Raw genomic sequence first — 13,719 nt, 5'->3', positions numbered from 1 at the left:
CTACAGCGGCGCGCAGGCCCTGCGCAGCCAGTCCGCCTCCCCACCCCCGAGGCCGGGCCCGACCTCCGCCAGCACCCGGGCGTGATAGGCGTCGATCCAGCCCCGCTCGGCCGGGGAGAGGGCCGCGGCGTCGATCAGGGCGCGCTCGAAGGGCACGAGGGTGAGGGTCTCGAAGCCGAGCCAGCGCTTCGGCCCCGGCAGGTCGCGCTCGGCGCGGACGAGGAGCATGTTCTCGATGCGAATGCCGTAGGCGCCGGGGAGATAGAAGCCGGGCTCGTCGGAGAGGATCATTCCCTCGCGCAGCGGGACGACCGCCGCAGCGCGGGAGAAGGCCGCCGGCCCCTCATGCACGGAGAGGAAGGCGCCGACGCCGTGCCCGGTGCCGTGATCGTAGTCCAGCCCCGCGTCCCAGAGCGGGCGGCGCGCGACGGCGTCCAGATGCGGGCCCGCGACCCCCTCGGGAAAGCGCGTGGCGGCGAGGGCGATCATGCCGCGGAGGACGAGGGTGTAGCGCGTCCGCAGCTCGGCCGGCGCGGCGCCGGGGCCGGTCCAGAGGGTGCGGGTGACGTCGGTGGTGCCGTCGAGATACTGGCCGCCGCTGTCGATGAGGAAGGATTCATCGGGCCGCACCGCGCGGTCGGTCGCGGGAGTGGCGCGGTAGTGGATGATCGCGCCGTGCTCCCCGGCGCCGGCGATGGCGGGGAAGGATTCCGCGCGGAAGCGGTCCTCGGCCCGGCGGAAGGCGAGAAGGCGCTCGGCCACGGCCATCTCGGTCAGCCCGCCCCGCGGCGCCTCGGCGGCGAACCAGTGGAGGAAGCGGGCCATGGCGCGCGCGTCCCGGCGATGGGCGGCGCGCGCCCCGTTCCGCTCCGCCTCCGTCTTGCAGGCGCGCGGCAGGCGCACGGGGTCGGGCGCGAGGATGGGGGTGGCGCCGGCCTCCCGCAGCGCCTCGCCGAACCAGGCCGGCGTCGCCTCCGGGTCGAGCCGCACGGTGCGGCCGCGCAGCGCGGCGAGCGCCGCCGGGAGCGACCCGCGCGGCTCGATGGAGACGCCGTTGCCCAGGGCCTCCCGCAGGGCCGGGCCCGCCTTGGCGGGGTCCATGAAGAGGGTCACCGCCCCGTCCTCCCGCAGCAGGGCAAAGGCCAGGGCGAGCGGGGTGTGGTCGAGGTCCCCGCCGCGCATGTTCAGCAGCCAGGCGACGGAGTGCGGATCGGCCAGGACGACGGCCTGCTGCCCGGCCTCGCGCAGCTCGCGCGCGATCGCCTCGCGCTTCTCGGCGGAGGAGCGACCGGCGAAGGCTTCCGGCCAGGGCTCGGCGGGGGCGGAGGGGGGAGCGGGGCGGTCGGCCCAGACCGCGTCCACGGGGTTGGCGGGGAGCGGGACGAGGATCGCGCCCGAGGCGGCGAGCCGGTCCAGCGCCGCCTGGGGATGCAGCCAGGGATCGTAGCCGACGCGCCGCCCGGCCGCGTTCGCCTTCAGCCACTCGGCCGGGGGCTCCTCGATGAGGTGGCGGCGCTCCCAGAGCGCGGGCTCGGTCTGCGCGGCGAGCTGGGTGGTGTAGCGGCCATCGGTGAAGACCGCCGCGCGGTCGGACAGGACGATGGCGAGGCCCGCGGAGCCGGTGAAGCCGGTGAGCCAGGCCAGGCGCTCGCCGGAGGGCGGCACGTATTCGCCGAGGAACTCGTCCGCGCGCGGGACGATGAAACCGTCTACTCCGGCTTCCCCCAGTTTCGCGCGCAGGGCGGCAAGTCGATTATTGGACGAATTTGTAACCAGCCCGTTAACCACGACATATTTCCTCAGGTTTCCATGCGCCCGGCGCATGGCTCAGCCACATGAACAACGCGACATTTGCCTCATAAGGAGGCCCATATTGCTGACACCGAAGGCAGCCGGGCAGCGGGGACAAGGGTTCCTGTGCGACAGGACTGCTCCCAGACGGACAGCGATCAATGAACCCCCGCATCTCCCAGGTGCAGAATCCCGCGCCGATGATGCCCTACCCCGCCAATCTCCGGCAGCTGAGCGATGTCGAGCTTCTGCGCCAGGCCAACGAGGCCCGCAACGCCGCCGCCATCTCGGGCCTGCAGCGCCTGCTCGCCGGCTTCGCCGGCTGGATGCAGCGCCGCCGCGCCGAGGCCGAGTTGCGCGCCCTGACCGACCGCGAGCTGGCCGATATCGGGCTGAGCCGCGGGGACATCCCCTACGTGCTGCGGGAGGCCCGCGAGGTCGCGGCGCCCGTCGCCCGCCCCGTGTCCCGCCCCGCGCCGGCGGCCGCGAACGACCGCATCGGGGGCCGCGCGGCCGCCTGACGGCCCGCTTCCTCCAAAAACCTACCAGGGCGGCGTCCCCCCTCCTGCCGCCCTGATGCCCGGCCCGCGCAGCGCCCATCCCCCCATGGGGCGCCGCCGCGGGCCGGTGCTGTTTCTAGCCCCTCTTCCGCAGGACCAGCGTGGTCCAGGGGCCGATGTTCAGCCGGCGATCCAGCCGCAGCCCGCCGCGCCGGTGCGCGGCCGCCACCATGTTCGCCTGGGTGCCGAGCAGCCCCGCCAGGATCGCCGTGCCGCCCGGCCGGAGGTGCCGCGCGAGGTCCCGCGCCATGGCGCAGAGGGGGCGGGCGAGGATGTTGGCGAAGACGAGGTCGTAGCCGCGCCGGGAAACGGCGGGCGACTTCCAGCCATCGGCCAGCTTCGCGCGCAGAAGCGGCTTCAGCCCGTTCATCGCCGCGTTCTGCTCGGCCACGCGGACGGACCAGGGCTCGATATCGGTGGCCAGCACGCGCCGGTGCAGCGCCCTCGCCGCGGCCATGGCGAGGATGCCCGATCCGGCGCCGAGATCGAGCAGGCGCAGCTCATCCTTCGGCAGCGGCCGCATCCGGCGCGACACGCCCTCGAAGGCGATGAGGCAGCCGCGGGTGGAGGCATGCTCCCCCGACCCGAAGGCGAGGCCGGCATCGAGCTTCAGCACGGTGCGGCCATGCACCTTCCGGTCCGGCAGATGCGTCGGGCGGATGAGGACGCGGCCGCCGATCTCCTGCTCCGGGAAGGCCTGGGCGGTGCGGGCGAGCCAGCCTTCCGATTCCACCGGGGCGCGCTGCGCCTGCAGGTCCAGCCCCGTCATCAGCGAGGCCAGGGCCAGGGCGGCGGTGAGATCGTCCTCCTTGGCCCCCTCCTCGCGGACGCCCTCCACGCGCCAGGTGTCGGTCTCCTCGTCGAGGAAGAGCGCCACGCTGCGGCACACCCGCTCCAGCGCGGCCTCCACCGCCGGCACGGCCTCCTCGGGCAGGGCGTCCAGCCAGACGGTTTCCAGGTTCTGCGCGTGGCGTCGCGACATCAGGCGCGCCCTCCAGGCTGGGACATCAGGCGCGCTCTCCGGTGACGGGCATCAGGCTTTCTCCACGAAGCTGTCGAGGACGCGCTTCGCGCCCGCCTTCTCGAAATCCACTTCCAGGCGGTTGTCGTCCACCGCGGTGACGCGGCCGTAGCCGAACTTCTGGTGGAAGACGCGCTGGCCTACCTTCATCGCATCGGCGCGCGTGGGACGCTCCTTCACCTCCCAAGCCCCCGCCTCGATCACGCGCGCCGGGCGCTGGGAGTGGACGGGGAACCCTCCGCTGAAGACGCTCGGCGCGTCCACCATGCGCGCGCGCTGGGCGGCGCTGCCCCCCTCGCGCTCGATCTCGCCGGGCGGCAGCTCGTCGAGGAAGCGGGAGGGAATGGCGGCGGACCAGTTGCCGTAGACCCGCCGGTTCGCGGCGTGGGAGATCACCGCCATCTTCCGCGCGCGGGTGATGCCGACATAGGCGAGGCGCCGCTCCTCCTCCAGCGACTTGGTGCCGCCCTCGTCCAGCGCGCGCTGGTGGGGGAACAGCCCCTCCTCCCAGCCCGGCAGGAAGACGAGGTCGAACTCCAGCCCCTTGGCGGCATGCAGCGTCATCAGCGAGACGCGCTCGCCCTCGGCGTTCTCGTCGTTCTCCATGACCAGCGCGACGTGCTCGAGGAAGCCCTCCAGCGTCGCGAACTCGCCGATGGCGCGCACGAGCTCCTTCAGGTTCTCCAGCCGGCCCGGGGCCTCGGCCGTCTTGTCCTGCTTCCACATCTCCGTGTAGCCGGACTCGTCGAGCATGGTGGCCACCGCCACCACATGCCCCTCCTTCGCCATCAGCGCGCGCCAGCGGTGGAAGCCGTCGAACAGCTCGCGCATGGCGGCGCGGGGCTTGGCGCGCATGGCCTCGGTGCGCGCCAGCCGCTCGGCCGCGATCGCCAGCGGCACGGACTGCTCCCGCGCGCCGACATGCATCTGCTGCAGCGCGCCGTCGCCGATGCCGCGCTTGGGAGTGTTGACGATGCGCTCGAAGGCGAGGTCGTCGCTCGGCTGGTGCAGCACGCGCATATAGGCCATGGCGTCGCGGATCTCGGCGCGCTCGTAGAACTTCAGGCCGCCGACGACGCGGTAGGGAATGCCGAGGGTGATCAGCCGCTCCTCGAAGGAGCGCGTCTGGAAGCCGGCGCGGACGAGGATGGCGACCTGGCCGAGCGGCACGCCCTTCCTCTGCGCCTGCTCGATCCGCTCGCCGACCATGCGGGCCTCCTCCTCGGAGTCCCAGAGCGACACCACGCGCACCTTCTCGCCCTCGGCGTCGTTGCGTCCCGTGCGGAGCGTCTTGCCCAGCCGGCCCTCGTTCTTCGCGATCAGGTGCGAGGCGGCGGCGAGGATGGGGCGGGTGGAGCGGTAGTTGGATTCCAGCCGCACGATCCGCGCGCCCGGGAAGTCCTTCTCGAAGCGGAGGATGTTCTCCACCTCCGCGCCGCGCCAGGAATAGATGGACTGGTCGTCGTCGCCCACGCAGCAGATGTTGTGGTGTCCCTGGGCGAGGAGGCGCAGCCAGAGATACTGCACGGTATTCGTGTCCTGGTACTCGTCCACCAGGATGTAGCGGAAGGCGCGGTGGTACTGCGACAGCACGTCCGGCTGGGTGCGCAGGATCTCCGTCATGTGCAGCATGAGGTCGCCGAAATCGGCGGCGTTCAGCGCCTTGAGGCGGGACTGGTAGGCCTCGTAGATCGAGCGCGCCTTGTTGTTGGCGAAGTCGCTGTCCTCGGCCGGCGTCACGCGGGCGGGCGTCAACCCGCGGTCCTTCCAGCGCTGAATCACGGCCATCATGCCCTGTGCGGGCCAGCGCTTCATGTCCACCACGGCGGCGTCCATCACCTGCTTCAGCAGGCGCATCTGGTCGTCCGTGTCGAGGATGGTGAAGGAGGAGGTGAGGCCGACATACTCGGCGTGGCGCCTGAGCATCCGCGCGCAGAGGGCGTGGAAGGTGCCTAGCCAGAGCCCCTCGGCGGGCCGGCCGAGGATGTGGGAGACGCGCTCGCGCATCTCCTTGGCCGCCTTGTTGGTGAAGGTGACGGCGAGCACCTGGTTGGGGAAGGCGCGGCGCGTCATGAGGATATGGGCGAAGCGGGTGGTCAGCACCCGCGTCTTGCCCGTGCCGGCGCCGGCGAGCACCAGCAGCGGCCCGTCCACCGTCTCCACCGCCTCGCGCTGCTCCGGGTTGAGCTTGGCGAGGTATTCGGTGGACGGGACCGCGAGGTCGCCGGGGTTGCCCTGGGGGGGGCTGAGATGGGGGGGCTGGGCTGGTGGGAACACGGGGGCGGCTATAGAACGGGACGCGAACCCGCGCCAAGCTTTCGGGAGTCGCCCTCCTGCCCCTTCGCCTCTTTCTCGAATGGTCCGCCCGGAACGGGGGCGCCCTGCTGGCGGTGGGGATCTTCGCGGGGCTGCTGACCCCGCCGCTCGCCGCCGCGCTGCGGGACGTGGTGACGCCGGTGGTCGCCTCCCTCATGACGCTCGTGCTGCTGCGCGTCGATCCGGCGCAGGTGGTCGCCTATCTCCGCCGGCCCGTGCTGGTGGCGGGGCTGCTGGCCTGGCTGCTGCTGGCCTGCCCCGTCCTCGCCTTCGCCGCCGCATGGCTCACGGGGCTGGCCACGGGACCGGGGGCGCCGCTCGGGGCGGCGCTGGTCATCATGGCCACGGGCTGCGCCGCCACCTCCTCCCCCGCCTTCGCCCGGCTGGTCGGGCTGGACGGGGAGGTCTCCCTGGTGGTGGCGGTGCTCTCCACCCTGCTCGTGCCCTTCACCGCCCCGCCGCTGGCCCTCGGGCTGCTGGGGATCGACCTCTCCATCTCCATGCCGGCGCTGATGGGGCGGCTGGTGCTGGTGGTCGGGCTTCCCCTGGTGCTCTCCCTCGTCATCCGGCGGCTGGTGGCGCGGGAGGTGCTGGAGCGCTGGGGGCGCGCCGTGGACGGCACGGTGGTGCTGCTCGTCGTGCTCTACGGCTTCGGGATCATGGACGGGGTGCTGGCGCGGCTGGTGGCGGCACCGGGCTTCGTGCTGGGGGGGATCGCGCTCGCCTTCGGGGGCTCCTTCGCGCTGAACGCGGCCACCGCCCTCGCCTTCCTCCCGGCCGGGCAGCGGGTGGCGCTCTCGGCCGGGCTGCTCTCGGGGAACCGGAACATGGCCTTGTACTTCGCGGTGCTGCCGGCGGCGACGGACCCGCGGATCCTCCTCTTCTTCGCCCTCTGCCAGTTCCCGCTCTTCCTCTCGCCCTTTCTCCTGCGCCCGGTCTACCGGCGCCTGCGCGTGGAGGAGTGAGGCGCCTCAGCCGCCCATCTTCGTCAGCACGAAGGCGGTGAGGAAGCCGAGGACGGTGATCAGGCCGGCATAGTTGTGGGCCGTCTCGAAGGCCTCGGGGATCATGGTGTCGGCCAGCATCGCGAGGATGGCGCCCGCCGCGATGGCGGTGACGAAGGCGATGGCGCCGGCGCCGGCGCCGGCCATGAACAGGTTGCCCAGCAGCGCCGCGAGGCCCGAGAGCAGGGCGATGCCGATCCAGACGCCGAAGACATAGGCCGCCGAGCGCCCGGCCGCCCGCATCCCCGCCGCGCTCGCCAGCCCTTCCGGCAGGTTGGAGAGGAAGACGGCCGCCACCGCCACGAGGCTCACCCCTCCGCCGGAGAGGAGGCTGACGCCGATCACCACCGATTCCGGGATGCCGTCCAGCAGGGCGCCGACGGCGATGGCCAGCCCGCTGCCGCCCTCCTCCGCCTGCTGGCTGCCGGAGCGCTTGCGGTGCCGGGCGCCGTAATGGGCGAGGGCGACATTGGCGAGGGTGTAGACGACCGCGCCGCCGAGGAAGCCCGCCGCGGTCGGGAGGAAGCCGCCGCGCTGCTGGGCCTGGTCCATCAGGTCGAAGGAGAGGGCGGAGATGAGGACGCCCGCGCCGAAGGCGGTGATGGCCGCGATGGCGCGCGCCGGCATCCGCACGAACCAGGCAAGCGCCGCGCCGATCACCAGCGCCGCGCCGCTCAGCAGGCCCCAGAGCCCGGCCTGGACGTAGATGGGCATGATCGCGCGGGCTCCGCCGGGGGTGGAGCCCTGAACGCGGGAGGGCGGGGGCGGTTGAGGCTCCCGCCCCCGTCTCAGCCCTGCGGCCGCGCGCCCAGGATATGGGCGATGGCGTAGGTCAGGTCCGGGCGGTTCAGCGTGTAGAAGTGGAACTCGTCCACCCCGTTCGCCTGGAGCAGCCGCACCTGCTCGGCCGCGACCACGGCGGCCACCATGCGGCGCGTCTCGGCGTCCTCGTCCAGCCCGTCGAAGAGCGTGCCCATCCAGTCCGGCACCTTCGCGCCGCACATGGCGGAGAACTTGGCCACCTGGGCGAAGTTCGTCACGGGCAGGATGCCCGGCACGATCGGCACGGTGATGCCGGCCGCGTGCGCGCGGTCGATGAAGCGGAGGAAGGTCGGGGCGTCGAAGAAGTACTGGGTGATGGCCCGCGTCGCGCCCGCGTCGATCTTGCGCTTGAGGTTGTCCAGGTCCTCGTCCGGGGAGGTGGCGGTGGGATGCACCTCGGGATAGGCGGCGACCGAGATCTCGAAATCGGCGATCCGCTTCAGCCCGGCGACGAGGTCGGCGGCATAGGCGTAGCCGCCGGGATGGGGCTCGTAGCCGGACTGGCCCGCGGGCGGGTCGCCGCGCAGCGCCACGATGTGCCGCACGCCCGCCTCCCAGTAGCCGCGCGCCACCTCGTCCACCTCCTCCCGCGTCGCGCCGACGCAGGTGAGGTGCGCGGCCGGGGTGAGCGAGGTCTCGCGCAGGATGCGGGTCACGGTCGCGTGCGTCCGCGCCTGGGTAGTGCCGCCCGCGCCGTAGGTGACGGAAACGAAGCGCGGCCGCAGCGGCTCCAGCCGTTTCACGCAGGCCCAGAGCTGGTTTTCCAGCGCCTCGGTGCGGGGCGGGAAGAACTCGAAGGAGAGCAGCGGCGCCGGCATGGCGGTGAGGGACGGCAGCGCGTCCACACGCGGGCCTGACAGCCAGCTCTGGAGTGTCTTGGCGGGGGGCGACATCTCGTTCATGGCGGCCGTCATAGAGCATCGCGCGTCCGGGCCGAAATGCCGAATTTCGCCCCGGCGGGGGCAGGCCTCCCCGCTGCCGCCCCACAACGTTCGCGCGAGCCGTCCCGCTCCTGGCGAAGGGCAACGACCCTCCCATATTTCCCGTCAGAGGCAGCGGGTGCTAACATCCGAAGGCCCCAGGATGCCCGAGCCGATGCGCCCTCCCCGCCCGCCCCTCTCCCGCCTGCTCGCCCCCTTGCTCGGCCTCGCGCTGCTGGGCGGGTCTCTCGCGGGCTGCGCCACGCGCCCGCCGGCCGACGACCCCGAGGCGCTGGAGGAGTTCCGCGCCACCAACGACCCCATCGAGCCCTGGAACCGCGCGATGTACGACGTGCACCAGGCCATCGACACGGCGGTGCTGCGCCCCGTGGCCGTCGCCTACCGCGCCGTGCTGCCCCAGCCCGTCCGCACCGGCGTCTCCAACGTGCTGAGCAACCTGCGCAGCCCGGTGATCCTGATGAACGACGCGCTCCAGGGGGAGACCGGGCGCTTCGGCACCACCCTCCAGCGCTTCCTGCTGAACTCCACCGTCGGCATCGGCGGCATCCTGGACGTGGCGAAGGATCTCGGCCTGCCGCCGCATACCGAGGATTTCGGCCAGACCTTCGCGGTGGCCGGGGTGGAGGAAGGGCCCTTCCTCTTCATCCCCATCCTCGGCCCGAGCAACCCGCGCGACCTCGCCGGCTTCGCCGCCGGCATCGCCGCCGACCCCTTCACTTGGCTGACCTACGGCAACCGGGACCTGGCGGACACGCTGAACTACATCCGCGCCGGCACCACCGTGGTCAGCACCCGGGAGTCCCTGCTCGACACGCTGGACGACGTGCAGCGCACGAGCCTCGACCCCTATGCCACGCTCCGCAGCGCCTACCGCCAGCAGCGGGCGCGGGAGATCGCCAACCGCGCCGGCACCCCCGACGCGCCGCAGGGCCTGGGCACCGGGCTCGGCAGCACCCCCTCCTCGCCCCAGCCCTGAGGCGGTCGCCCCCCGGGGAAGCCGCCCGGCATCCCCGGGGTGCCGCTTGGCACCCCCGAGGCGCCGGGGGGAACGGAAACCTCCCCCGGGCGTTGAGGCGGCAACGCCCAGGCCCCATTTGCGGCGCGGCCCGGCGCATCGTGCCGCGCCGCCCAGAGAACGAGACCCCCGCCCCGATGCCCGATGTGACGCTCGCCCGCCGCCTCTTCCTCGCCGCCCTGCCCGCACTGATGGCGGGGCCGGCCCTTGCCCAGGCCGTGGACACCGGCCGCGCGACGACCTTCATCCAGGCCACCGGCCGTGAGCTGGTGGCGGCCATCAATGGCGGCGGCTCCGTTGCGCAGCGCCGGCAACAGGTGGCGGCTATCCTGCGCCGCGCCGTGGACGTGGACGGGGTAGGCCGCTTCATCCTCGGCCGCTACTGGCGCCAGGCGAGCCCGGACGAGCAGGCGGAGTACATGCGGCTCTTCGAGGAGACGCTGATCCGCAACCTCTCCGCCCGCTTCGGCGAGTACCAGGGCGTGCGCTTCTCCCTCGGCCGCACCCAGCAGCGCGCCGAGGACGACACACTGGTGAACACGATCGTCGAGCGCCCGAACACCGCCGCCTTCTCGCTCGACTGGCGGGTGGGCGAGGTGGGCGGCCAGCCCCGCGTCGTGGACGTGATCGCCGAGGGCACCTCGCTCCGGCTGACGACGCGCAGCGAGTACTCCGCCGTGATCAGCCGCAACGGCGGCCGCGTCTCGGCGCTGCTGGACGCCATGCGGAACCAGGTCTCGCAGCTGGCGGCGCGCGAGGGGCGCTGAGGCCCTAGCCCAGCGCCAGTTCCCGCTCGACCAGGCGCACGAGAAGGCTTGCCCCTACCGGCAGCAGGTCGTCGTTGAAGTCGTAGCGGCCGTTATGCACGGGGGTGCGGCTCGTCTCCGCCTCCCCCGCCTGCCCGAGCAGCAGGAAGGCGCCGGGCACCTCGTTCAGCATGTAGGCGAAGTCCTCCCCCGCCGTGAGGGAGGGGAGATCGCCCCTCACCCCTTCCGCCCCCACCACCTCCGCCGCCACCCCGGCCGCCAGCGCCGCCTGGGCCGGGGTGTTGATGGTGGGCGGGTAGGAGAAGCGGTGGTCCAGCTCCAGCCGCACGCCATGGGCGGCGGCGATGCCCTCCACCACCTGCCGGAACAGGGCGGCGAGCCGGTCATGGGTCTCGGGCAGGAGGGTGCGGATGGTGCCGCGCATCTCCACGGTTTCCGGGATCACGATGTCCGAGGTGCCGGCATGGAACTGGCCGATGCTCAGCACGGCCGTGTCGTGCGGGCTGGTGCGGCGGCTCACCAGGGTTTGCAGGGCGCTGTAGATCGCCACCGCGCAGGGCAGCGGGTCGAGCCCGTTCTGCGGCTCGGCGCCGTGGCTGCTCTTCCCGTGCAGGCGGATGGAGAAGTAGTCCACCGCGGCCAACACCGTGCCCGGGCGGACGGCCACCGTGCCGAGCGGCAGGCTCGGATGGTTGTGTAGGCCGTAGACGGCATCGCAGGGAAAGCGGGTGAACAGCCCGTCGCGCACCATCTCCAGCGCGCCGGTCAGCCCTTCCTCGGCGGGCTGGAAGATGAAGTGGACGGTGCCGGGGAAATCCCGCGTGGCCGCCAGGTGCTTCGCGGCGCCGAGCAGCATGGCGGTGTGCCCGTCATGGCCGCAGGCATGCATGGCCCCCGGGTTGGTGCTGCGATGGGCGAAGTCGTTCAGCTCCGGCATGGGCAGGGCATCCATGTCGGCGCGCAGGCCGACGGCGCGGTTGCCCGGGCGCTTGCCGCGCAGCACGCCCACCACCCCCGTCCTGCCCAGGCCCCGGTGCACCTCGATGCCCCAGGATTCCAGCCTTTCCGCCACGATGCCGGAGGTCCGAACCTCCTTGAAGCCGATCTCGGGATGGGCGTGGAAGTCGCGGCGCCAGTCCTTCATCTCCGCGCGGAGGGCCTCGATCGGGGCGAGGGTCGGCATCGGGATCTCCTTGCTGCGGTGCAGGAGGATGCGGCGGCGCCGGCCGGCGGGCAACCTCGCCTATCGCAGGCTCTCGAAGACGAGCATGCGGTTGCCGGCGTTGCGGAACTCCCCGGCCTCCGCCATGCCGATATCGGTCATCACCGCGCGGGAGGCCGCGTTCGTCTCCCGCGCGATGCCGATGATCCGGCGCAGCCCGGCCGCGTGGCCGAAATCCAGCGCGGCGCGCGCGGCCTCCCGCGCGTAGCCATGGCCGCGGCAGGAGGGCCAGAGGGCGTAGCGCAGCGCGACGCCGCGCCCGTCCGGCCGCTCCATCAGCCCGGCGATGCCGAGGAACTCGCCGTCCTCGGTGCGGTGGACGGCCCAGGTGCCGTAGCCCCGGACCTCCCAGAAATCGATGTCGTCCTCCAGCTCCTCCTCCGTCCGCTCGGGGGTGCGGGTGCCGTGGAGCATCAGCGAGAAGGCCTCCGGATCGGCCTTCAGGCGGACGAGATCGGGAAGGTTCTCCTTCCCGACGGGGAGGAGCGTCAGCCGCGGCGTGCGGACGACGCGGGAGAGGACGAGGTGCCCGGCGGCCGGTTGCACGGCTGGCGTGGCTAGCGCGTCAGCGGCCGGTACTTGATCCGGTGCGGCTGGTCGGCCGCGGCCCCCATGCGGCGGCGCTTGTCCGCCTCATAGGCCTGGTAGTTCCCCTCGAACCACTCGACATGGCTGTCGCCCTCGAAGGCGAGAATGTGGGTCGCGAGGCGATCGAGGAACCAGCGGTCGTGCGAGATGATGACGGCGCAGCCGGCGAAATCCGTCAGCGCCTCCTCCAGCGCGCGGAGCGTGTCCACGTCGAGGTCGTTGGTCGGCTCGTCCAGCAGCAGCACGTTGTGCGGGTTCTTGAGCATCTTCGCCAGGTGCACGCGGTTGCGCTCGCCGCCCGAGAGCACGCCGACGGGCTTCTGCTGGTCGCCGCCCTTGAAGTTGAAGGCGGCGCAGTAGGCGCGGCTGGGCACCTGGCGCTTGCCCATGGTGATCAGCTCCTGCCCGTCGGAGATCTCCTTCCAGACGGTGTTCTTGTCGTTCAGCGTGTCGCGGCTCTGGTCGACATAGCCGAGCTGCACGCTGTCGCCGATCACCATGGTGCCGGCGTCCGGCTCCTCGCGCTTGGTGATCATCTTGAACAGCGTGGTCTTGCCCGCGCCGTTCGGGCCGATGACGCCGACGATGCCGCCCGGGGGCAGCTTGAAGGACAGGTCGTCGATCAGCAGGCGGTTGCCGTAGGCCTTGCGGATGTTCTCGGCCGTGATGACGATGTTGCCCAGGCGCGGCGCGGGCGGGATCTGGATCTCGGTGGGATCGGGCGCCTTGTCCAGGCTCTTCTGCAGCAGCTCCTCATAGGCCTGGATGCGCGCCTTGCTCTTGGACTGGCGCGCGGCCGGGCTGCGGCCGATCCACTCCTGCTCCTCGGCGAGCTGGCGCTGGCGCGTGCTCTCCTCCTTCTCCTCCTGGGCCAGGCGCTTGCGCTTGGCGTTGAGGTAGGCGGAGTAGTTGCCCTCATAGGGGATGCCCCGGCCGCGATCGACCTCGAGGATCCAGTTGGTCACGTTGTCCAGGAAGTAGCGGTCATGGGTGACGATCAGCACCGCGCCCTCGTACTCGCGCAGCGTCTTCTCCAGCCAGGAGACGCTCTCGGCGTCCAGGTGGTTCGTCGGCTCGTCGAGCAGGAGCAGGTCGGGCTTCTCCAGCAACAGCTTGCACAGCGCCACGCGGCGCCGCTCGCCGCCGGAGAGATGGGTCACCTTGCTCTCGGACGGCGGGCAGCGCAGGGCGTCGAGGGCGATGTCGACGGTGCGATCGAGGTCCCAGCCATTGGCGGCGTCGATCCGCTCCTGCAGCTCGGCCTGCTCGGCGAGGAGCGTGTTCATCTCGTCCTCGGACATCTCCTCGGCGAACTTCATGCTGATCTCGTTGAAGCGATCGAGATCGGCGTTGAGCGAGCCGAAGGCGGCACGGACGTTCTCGCCCACGGTCTTGTCCGGATCGAGATGCGGCTCCTGGGACAGGTAGCCCACGCGCACGCCCTCGGCCGCCCAGGCCTCGCCGCCGAACTCCTTGTCCTGCCCGGCCATGATCCGCATCAGCGTGGACTTGCCGGCACCGTTCGGGCCGAGCACGCCGATCTTCACCGTGGGCAGGAAGGACAGGGTGATGCCCTTGAAGACCTCGCGACCGCCCGGATAGGACTTGGTCAGGTCCTTCATGACGTAGATGTACTGGTAAGCGGCCATGGTGGGGGCTCCGGAGGCGTGCT

12 protein-coding genes are annotated in these 13,719 nt (G+C 72.1%); 4 read left to right on the top strand and 8 right to left on the bottom strand.

Translation table 11 applies throughout. The features are described 5' to 3' along the window. A complete protein-coding gene (locus FHS87_RS04110; protein WP_312861872.1) occupies nt 1-1,788 on the bottom strand; it encodes an aminopeptidase P family protein in 1,788 nt (595 codons plus the stop codon). A gap of 164 nt (nt 1,789-1,952) precedes the next feature. On the opposite strand from FHS87_RS04110, the gene FHS87_RS04105 reads away from it, so the two are divergent. Further along, nucleotides 1,953-2,312: a DUF1127 domain-containing protein gene (locus FHS87_RS04105; RefSeq protein WP_221299519.1), complete on the top strand. Its 360-nt coding sequence runs from the start codon at nt 1,953-1,955 to the stop codon at nt 2,310-2,312. A gap of 115 nt (nt 2,313-2,427) precedes the next feature. On the opposite strand, the gene FHS87_RS04100 is transcribed toward FHS87_RS04105, so the two are convergent. Together FHS87_RS04100 and FHS87_RS04095 are read right to left on the bottom strand one after the other, a co-directional pair. Next, nucleotides 2,428-3,333 carry a 50S ribosomal protein L11 methyltransferase gene (locus tag FHS87_RS04100; RefSeq protein WP_184514192.1) on the bottom strand — a complete coding sequence of 302 codons (906 nt, stop codon included), beginning with the start codon at nt 3,331-3,333 and terminating at the stop codon, nt 2,428-2,430. Nucleotides 3,334-3,384: 51 nt separating this feature from the next. Then, nucleotides 3,385-5,535, bottom strand: a complete 2,151-nt coding sequence (locus tag FHS87_RS04095) for an ATP-dependent helicase (RefSeq protein WP_376766419.1) — start codon at nt 5,533-5,535, stop codon at nt 3,385-3,387. 227 nt (nt 5,536-5,762) lie between these two features. Here FHS87_RS04095 and FHS87_RS04090 point away from each other — a divergent pair, with 227 nt between their 5' ends. After that, on the top strand, nt 5,763-6,653 hold the full coding sequence (locus FHS87_RS04090; protein WP_312861871.1) for a hypothetical protein: 891 nt from the start codon (nt 5,763-5,765) through the stop codon (nt 6,651-6,653). Between the two features lie 6 nt (nt 6,654-6,659). Here the strand turns inward: FHS87_RS04090 and FHS87_RS04085 are convergent, their stop codons facing one another. Then, nucleotides 6,660-7,406 carry a ZIP family metal transporter gene (locus FHS87_RS04085; RefSeq protein ID WP_184514188.1) on the bottom strand — a complete coding sequence of 249 codons (747 nt, stop codon included), beginning with the start codon at nt 7,404-7,406 and terminating at the stop codon, nt 6,660-6,662. A gap of 74 nt (nt 7,407-7,480) precedes the next feature. After that, nucleotides 7,481-8,416 carry a methylenetetrahydrofolate reductase [NAD(P)H] gene (gene metF, locus FHS87_RS04080; RefSeq protein WP_184514186.1) on the bottom strand — a complete coding sequence of 312 codons (936 nt, stop codon included), beginning with the start codon at nt 8,414-8,416 and terminating at the stop codon, nt 7,481-7,483. 193 nt (nt 8,417-8,609) lie between these two features. Here metF and FHS87_RS04075 point away from each other — a divergent pair, with 193 nt between their 5' ends. Together FHS87_RS04075 and FHS87_RS04070 are read left to right on the top strand one after the other, a co-directional pair. Continuing rightward, a complete protein-coding gene (locus tag FHS87_RS04075; RefSeq protein ID WP_184514184.1) occupies nt 8,610-9,431 on the top strand; it encodes an MlaA family lipoprotein in 822 nt (273 codons plus the stop codon). Nucleotides 9,432-9,607: 176 nt separating this feature from the next. Next, complete coding sequence (locus tag FHS87_RS04070; protein ID WP_184514182.1) at nt 9,608-10,237, top strand: MlaC/ttg2D family ABC transporter substrate-binding protein; 630 nt, start codon at nt 9,608-9,610, stop codon at nt 10,235-10,237. A gap of 4 nt (nt 10,238-10,241) precedes the next feature. Here FHS87_RS04070 and FHS87_RS04065 read toward each other — a convergent pair whose 3' ends face one another. From FHS87_RS04065 to ettA, 3 genes are read right to left on the bottom strand one after another with little or no spacing between them, the layout of a single operon-like run. Next, a complete protein-coding gene (locus FHS87_RS04065) occupies nt 10,242-11,420 on the bottom strand; it encodes a M20 aminoacylase family protein (protein WP_184514181.1) in 1,179 nt (392 codons plus the stop codon). A 60-nt stretch (nt 11,421-11,480) separates the two neighbouring features. Then, entirely contained in the window at nt 11,481-12,005 is a 525-nt protein-coding gene (locus tag FHS87_RS04060) for a GNAT family N-acetyltransferase (protein ID WP_184514179.1), read from the bottom strand. Nucleotides 12,006-12,016: 11 nt separating this feature from the next. After that, nucleotides 12,017-13,696 carry an energy-dependent translational throttle protein EttA gene (ettA, locus tag FHS87_RS04055; RefSeq protein ID WP_184514177.1) on the bottom strand — a complete coding sequence of 560 codons (1,680 nt, stop codon included), beginning with the start codon at nt 13,694-13,696 and terminating at the stop codon, nt 12,017-12,019. Between the last annotated feature and the right edge of the window lie 23 nt (nt 13,697-13,719).

Source organism: Muricoccus pecuniae, from assembly GCF_014199205.1.
Taxonomy (GTDB): Bacteria; Pseudomonadota; Alphaproteobacteria; order Acetobacterales; family Acetobacteraceae; genus Roseomonas; species Roseomonas pecuniae.
The sequence above is the reverse complement of the archived record's forward strand: the minus strand, read 5'-3'. Positions and strand labels throughout refer to the sequence as shown.

What these genes read in the sequence shown, in the direction of transcription:
- FHS87_RS04105 (WP_221299519.1), top strand. Translation starts at nt 1,953, where the DNA reads ATGAACCCCCGCATCTCCCAGGTGCAGAATCCCGCGCCGATGATGCCC.
- FHS87_RS04100 (WP_184514192.1), bottom strand. Translation starts at nt 3,333, where the DNA reads ATGTCGCGACGCCACGCGCAGAACCTGGAAACCGTCTGGCTGGACGCC.
- FHS87_RS04085 (WP_184514188.1), bottom strand. Translation starts at nt 7,406, where the DNA reads ATGCCCATCTACGTCCAGGCCGGGCTCTGGGGCCTGCTGAGCGGCGCG.
- metF (WP_184514186.1), bottom strand. Translation starts at nt 8,416, where the DNA reads ATGAACGAGATGTCGCCCCCCGCCAAGACACTCCAGAGCTGGCTGTCA.
- FHS87_RS04075 (WP_184514184.1), top strand. Translation starts at nt 8,610, where the DNA reads ATGCGCCCTCCCCGCCCGCCCCTCTCCCGCCTGCTCGCCCCCTTGCTC.
- FHS87_RS04070 (WP_184514182.1), top strand. Translation starts at nt 9,608, where the DNA reads ATGCCCGATGTGACGCTCGCCCGCCGCCTCTTCCTCGCCGCCCTGCCC.
- FHS87_RS04065 (WP_184514181.1), bottom strand. Translation starts at nt 11,420, where the DNA reads ATGCCGACCCTCGCCCCGATCGAGGCCCTCCGCGCGGAGATGAAGGAC.
- ettA (WP_184514177.1), bottom strand. Translation starts at nt 13,696, where the DNA reads ATGGCCGCTTACCAGTACATCTACGTCATGAAGGACCTGACCAAGTCC.